The organism is Kitasatospora sp. NPDC058218 (assembly GCF_042882445.1).
Classification (GTDB): domain Bacteria; phylum Actinomycetota; class Actinomycetes; order Streptomycetales; family Streptomycetaceae; genus Kitasatospora.
Window position 1 is genome coordinate 1 of the sequence record NZ_JBHVWC010000087.1, and the last position, 5,923, is coordinate 5,923.

At 73.2% G+C, this 5,923-nt stretch carries 5 protein-coding genes; 4 read left to right on the forward strand and 1 reads right to left on the reverse strand.

What is annotated here, in order from left to right; translation table 11 throughout:
- Positions 1-56 precede the first annotated feature (56 nt).
- On the reverse strand, positions 57-1,178 hold the full coding sequence (locus ACFVYI_RS37970; RefSeq protein WP_387894109.1) for a HoxN/HupN/NixA family nickel/cobalt transporter: 1,122 nt from the start codon (positions 1,176-1,178) through the stop codon (positions 57-59).
- Between the two features lie 298 nt (positions 1,179-1,476).
- On the opposite strand from ACFVYI_RS37970, the gene ACFVYI_RS37975 reads away from it, so the two are divergent.
- From ACFVYI_RS37975 to ACFVYI_RS37990, 4 genes are all read left to right on the forward strand, one after another.
- Positions 1,477-2,415 carry a hydrolase gene (locus ACFVYI_RS37975; protein ID WP_387894111.1) on the forward strand — a complete coding sequence of 313 codons (939 nt, stop codon included), beginning with the start codon at positions 1,477-1,479 and terminating at the stop codon, positions 2,413-2,415.
- Between the two features lie 200 nt (positions 2,416-2,615).
- Positions 2,616-4,490: a CocE/NonD family hydrolase gene (locus ACFVYI_RS37980; protein WP_387894113.1), complete on the forward strand. Its 1,875-nt coding sequence runs from the start codon at positions 2,616-2,618 to the stop codon at positions 4,488-4,490.
- Positions 4,491-4,530: 40 nt separating this feature from the next.
- Positions 4,531-5,004 carry a hypothetical protein gene (locus ACFVYI_RS37985; RefSeq protein ID WP_387894114.1) on the forward strand — a complete coding sequence of 158 codons (474 nt, stop codon included), beginning with the start codon at positions 4,531-4,533 and terminating at the stop codon, positions 5,002-5,004.
- 111 nt (positions 5,005-5,115) lie between these two features.
- Positions 5,116-5,817, forward strand: coding sequence for an aspartate/glutamate racemase family protein (locus ACFVYI_RS37990; protein ID WP_387894116.1), 702 nt, complete (start codon positions 5,116-5,118; stop codon positions 5,815-5,817).
- The last annotated feature ends 106 nt before the right edge of the window (positions 5,818-5,923 follow it).

The window sequence follows — 5,923 nt, forward strand, 5'->3', positions numbered from 1 at the left end:
GCCCGGGGTCCCACCCCGGGCCGGCCCACCGTCGTCCCGCTACCGGACCACCGCGGCTACTCGGCCTTCTCCGTCGCGGTCGCCAGGCCCGCCGACCACTTCTCCTCGACCCTGCCGAGCTTCCAGTAGGCGATCGCCGCCACCCAGGTGAGCACGAAGAGGCCGACGATGGCGTAGCCGACGAAGTTGAGGTCCAGCTCGCCGATCCAGGCGACCGGCCCGCTGGTGATGTCCAGCTTCTCGCCGAGCAGCCCGATCAGCTCGATCGAGCCGATGACGAGCGCGACCAGCACGGAGAGACCGGTGACGGTCAGGTTGTAGTAGATCTTGCGGACGGGCTTCGAGAACGCCCACTCGTAGGCGAAGTTCATGAACGAACCGTCGATGGTGTCCAGCAGGCTCATCCCCGCCGCGAACAGCACCGGCAGGACCAGCAGCGCGTACCAGGGCAGTTGGAACGCGGCCGCGCCGCCCGCCAGGACCAGCAGGGAGACCTCGGTCGCGGTGTCGAAGCCGAGGCCGAACAGCAGGCCGACCGGGTACATGTGCCAGGGCTTGGTGACGGCCCTGGTCACCCGGCCCAGGATGCGGTTCATGAAGCCGCGCTTGTCGAGCTGCTCCTCCAGCTCGGCCTCGTCGAACTGGCCCTCGCGCATCTTGCGGAACACCTTGAGGATGCCGTTGAAGGCGCCCAGGTTGATCAGGCCGATGAGCAGCAGGAACGTTCCGGAGACGGCGACGCCGATCAGACCGGTCGTGTCGTGCAGGGTGGAGTCGTCGGACTCGACCTGCCCGGCCAGGGACTGGATGCCGAAGGCGAGCAGCGCGCAGAGCCCGAAGACGATCGAGGAGTGGCCCAGCGAGAACCAGAAGCCGACCGACAACGGCCGCTTGCCCTGGCCCATCAGCTTGCGGGTGGTGTTGTCGATGGCGGCGATGTGGTCCGCGTCGAAGGCGTGCCGCATGCCCAGGGTGTAGGCGGTGAGGCCCATGCCGGCGCCGAACACCTGGCCGCCGACGTCGTAGTGCTCGGGTGCGATGACCGCGAGGAGGGTGAACCAGCCGATCACGTGCAGCGCGAGGATGAAGCCGCCCATACCGGCCAGGCGCAGCCATTCCTCACGGGTGAGCCGGTCGCGCCATCTGACGGCGGTGGCACCTGCGGCGGGGCTGGACATCGTGTCGTCCTTTCGGGGGAGCGTGCGGAGCTGGGCCATCTTTCCCTCGGGTGGTAAGTACTTGCAAGTCATGCGCAGGTACTGATGGGGGGCGGTCGAGTACGCGGCGGCGCGCGAGGGGCGCGTTCCGGAAGCACCCCCTTCCTCCCGAAGATCGCCATGCACCGTACAAATCCTTGTAACCTCCGAAGGCTTTCACCGCCCCCACCTCCACGCGGATACTCAGGTTCTACGCGCGAATACTCGGGCGCCGAAACCTCAACTCCCCACGGAGGAACGGCATATGATCCGCATGAGAATGGCTGCCGCACTGGCCGCCCCGGCCCTCCTCGCGGCCGGCCTCACCGGCCTGGCCCCCACCGCCACGGCCGCCCCCGGCACCGCTCCCGCCCCCACCGCGGCGGCCGCCGCCCCCCACCGCGTGCTGTTCGACAACAGCAAGGCCGAGACCGCCGGCAATGCCGACTGGATCATCTCCACCAGCCAGCCCGACCCGCTGGCCCAGAACGCCAACCCCAGCACCGAGAAGAGCTGGACGGGCGCGCTCTCCGCCTGGGGCGTCGCCCTGCAGAAGACCGGCCAGTACAGCCTCAAGACCCTCCCGGCCGGCTCCACCATCAGCTACGGCACCGGGGCCGCGCTCGACCTCGCCAACTTCGACACCTTCGTGGTGCCCGAGCCGAACATCCGCTTCAGCGCCGCCGAGAAGGCCGCGCTGATCCGCTTCGTGCAGAACGGCGGCGGGCTCTTCCTCATCTCCGACCACAACCAGAGCGACCGCAACAACGACGGCTGGGACTCCCCCGCCGTCATCAACGACCTGCTGACCAACAACGGGGTGAACAACAACGACCCCTTCGGCTTCAGCGTCGACGTCAAGAACATCTCCACCGACAACCCGCGCGCCGTCAACGACGCCGCCGACCCCGTCCTGCACGGCCCCTTCGGCACCGTCACCGGCTCGATCCTGCGCTCCGGCACCACCTTCACGCTGAAGCCCGCCGACAACCCCTCCGTCAAGGGCCTGCTCTACCGGACCGGCTACAGCGGCACCACCGGCGCCTTCTTCGTCACCAGCGCCTACGGCAGCGGCCGGGTCGCGATCTGGGGCGACAGCTCCCCGGCGGACGACGGCACCGGGCAGTCCGGCAACACCCTCTACGACGGCTGGAACGACCCGGCGGGCACCAACGCCGCCCTCGCCCTCAACGCCACCGCCTGGCTCAGCAAGGCGTGACACCCCGGGCACCCGCCCGCCCCCGCCCTTCGTCACCAGGGCATCGGCTCTCATCAGGACACCGGCGGCATCCTCCCCTAGGGTCGGACTGCTGACGCCTGCGGCGCGGGCGGGCCCCCGGGCCCGCCCCGCACCGTGGCCCGCCGAGCGGGCCCCCCGCCACCGGGGCCCCGCCGATCCGGGACTCGATGGGAGCGGCCATGCCCTCGCACCCCTACCGCACCGTCCGCGAGGACGCACGCGTCCCGCTGCCCGACGGCACCGAGCTCTACGCCCGCCTCTGGCGCCCGGTGACCGACGACCCCGTCCCCGTGGTGCTGGAGTACTCCACCGGGCGCCTCACCGACCGGACGGCCACCGACGACGCCCGCCGTCACCCCTGGTACGCCGGCCACGGCTACGCCTCCGTCCGGGTCGACGCCCGCGGCCACGGCAACTCCGGCGGCCGGCCCGGCGACGAGCACGGCGACCAGGAACTCGCCGACGGCGCCGAACTCCTGCACCGGCTCGCCGCCGAGCCCTGGTGCGACGGCCGGATCGGACTGCTCGGCACCGGCGCGGCCGGGGCCACCGCCCTGCGGCTGGCCGCCCACGCCCCGGACGCCGTGCACGCCGTGGTCACCGCCTGCCCCGACGGCGGCCACCGCCTCGGCGGCGCCGCCCTCGCCGCCGACCTGCACACCCGCGCCACCGACCGGCTCGCCGACGCGGCCCTCCCGCCGGACCCGCAGTACGTCGGCGACGACTGGCGGGCGATGTGGCGCGAGCGGCTCGACGCCCTGGAGCCGGCCTTCCCCGCCCGGCTCGCCACCGGATGGGGCGCCCTGCCGGACACCGCCGCCGCCCCCACCCTCGCCGTCGCCGGCTGGGGCGACCCGTCCTGCACGGCGGTCCTGCGCCTGCTCGCCGCCGGGGCGGGCGGCGCCGCCGTCCGCGCCGTGCTCGGCCCCTGGCCGCACGGCCTGCCGGACGACATCCTGCCCGAGACCCTGCGCTGGTGGGACCACTGGCTCAAGGGCCTCGACAGCGGCGCCCTGCGGACCCCGGCCCTGCGCAGCTGGATCGGCACCCGCTGGACCGCCGACGACCCCTGGCCCTCGCCCGACGTCCGCGCCGTCCGCTACGGCCTCGACGGCCCGCTGCGCACCGCCGGCACCGCCTCCGACGACCGCCACGTCCACGTCCGCTCCCCCCAGCACACCGGCCTCAACGCCGGCGCGTACGTCCCGCTCGGCCGCCCCGCCGACCGGCCGCCGGACCAGCGGGAGGAGGACGGGCGCTCGGTCTGCTTCGACTCGCAGCCGCTGCCCGAACCGCTCGAACTCCTCGGCACCCCGTCGCTGCGGCTGCGCCTGCGGCCCTCGGCCGACGCCGGCCCGGTCGTCGCCCGCCTCTGCGACGTCGCCCCCGACGGCACCTCCACCCTGGTCACCCGGGGCGCCCTGCTCACCTCCCCGCCGACGCCGGACGTCACCGTCGAACTGGCCGCCGCCGGCCACACCGTCCCACCCGGCCACCGCCTCCGGCTCGCCCTCTCCTCCGGCTACTGGCCGTGGCTCTGGCCCGACCCCGAACCCGCCGGCTTCGGGCTCGACCCCTCCCACAGCACCCTCACCCTCCCCGTCCGCCACCTCGCCGCCGACGCCGGCGCCGCCCCCGTCGCCTTCGCGTCCCCCACCCTGCCGCTCCCGCCGCCGCTCCACGTCACCGAGCCGCTCACCGCCCGCCCCGAACGCCTCACCGTCCACGACATCGCCCGCCACGAGTGGCGCACCGAACTCTCCCCCGCCACCGACGGCACCCGCACCCACCCCGACGGCCTGGTCCGCGACGAGCACACGGTCACCGCCTACCGGATCCTCTCCGCCGCCCCCACCAGCGCCCAGGCCCGCAGCGACCGCACCGTCCGCCTGGAACGCCCCGCCATCGGCTGGGACATCACCCTCCAGACCCGCACCGAACTGCGCTGCACCCCCACCCACTTCCTGGCCCGCACCCGCCTGACCGCCCTCGAAGCCGGCGACGTCGTCTTCACCCGCGACTGGCAGCAGCAGATCCCCCGGGACGCGGTGTAAACCGACCACGGGGGCAGACATCCGAGCTACTGTGGATGTCATGACTGCGGCCTACGAAGAGGTGCCCTTCAGCGAGCTGCTCCACCGGCCCGCCGCCACCACCGGCAGACTCGACGCCATCCGGGCACTGAGACTGCGCCGACGTGACGCCGGGGACCTCGCCCTGATGCGCGTCGACCAGCTGGAGCAGGACGCCACCGTCGTCGACTTCACCGCACGCCTCCTGACCGGACTGGTGCGGACGGAGAACACCACCGCCCTGCGCGCGGCCCTCCCCGAGGCCCTGCCCTGGGTCACCTTCCTGCCGGACGCGGACGTGGACACCCTCCTCAACGAGCTGGTGGACGTCGCACGCGGCGCGGTCGCCCTGGACAATCTCGCCCCGATCGCCCTCCTGCTCACCCAGTGGCGCCACAGCGCGGAGGTCTACGCGGATCCCGCCCTGCACGCCCTCCTCACCCGCGAACCGGAGGGCGACCTCGGCCCCGTTCCCGCGCCGGGAGAGGCCGAGTGAGCCCCAAGCGTGGCGACCGGGCGGCACCGTCCCCCATCGACTGACCTCGCAACAATCAAAGCAATCCTTATGCCCTTACAGGCTCAGTCCAAAAGTGTTTATATATGCCCCATGAAGACACTGGGCCTGATCGGTGGCATGAGCTGGGAGTCCACCGCCGAGTACTACCGGGCGCTCAACCGGCTCACCCGTGAGCGGCTCGGCGGGCTGCACTCCGCCCGGCTGGTGCTCTACTCCGTCGACTTCGCCGACATCGAACGCCTTCAGACGCAGGGCCGCTGGGCGGAGGCCGGCGAAGTCCTCGCCGACGCGGCGCGCTCGCTGGAGGCGGCCGGCGCCGAGCTGCTGCTGATCTGCACCAACACCATGCACCGGGTGGCCGACCAGGTCGAGGCGGCCGTGTCCGTCCCGCTGCTCCACCTCGCCGACGCGACCGCCGACGCCGTCCGGGCCGCCGGGCTGCGCCGGGTCGGCCTGCTGGGGACGGCGTTCACCATGGAGCAGGACTTCTACCGGGGCCGACTGGAGGCGAACGGCCTCACCGTCCTCGTCCCCGACACGGACGGGCGCGCCCTCGTCCACCGGGTGATCTACGAGGAGCTCTGCCTGGGCGTCGTCCGTGCGGAGTCGCGCGCCGGGTACCGGCGTGTGATCGAGGAGCTGGTCGCCGCCGGCGCCGAGGGCGTGATCCTCGGCTGCACCGAGATCGAGCTGCTGGTCGGCGACGACGACAGCCCGGTGCCGCTCTTCCCGACCGCCCGCCTGCACGCCGAGGCCGCCGTCGAGGCGGCGCTCGCGGACGGCGGACGTTAGCCGGGGCCCGCGGCCCCCCAGGCCGGTCGGCGGCCGGGGGGCGCCCGGGGCGGGCCGCCCCCCGGGGGGCGAGGCCAAACCCATGTGGGGGGGCAGGGACATCACG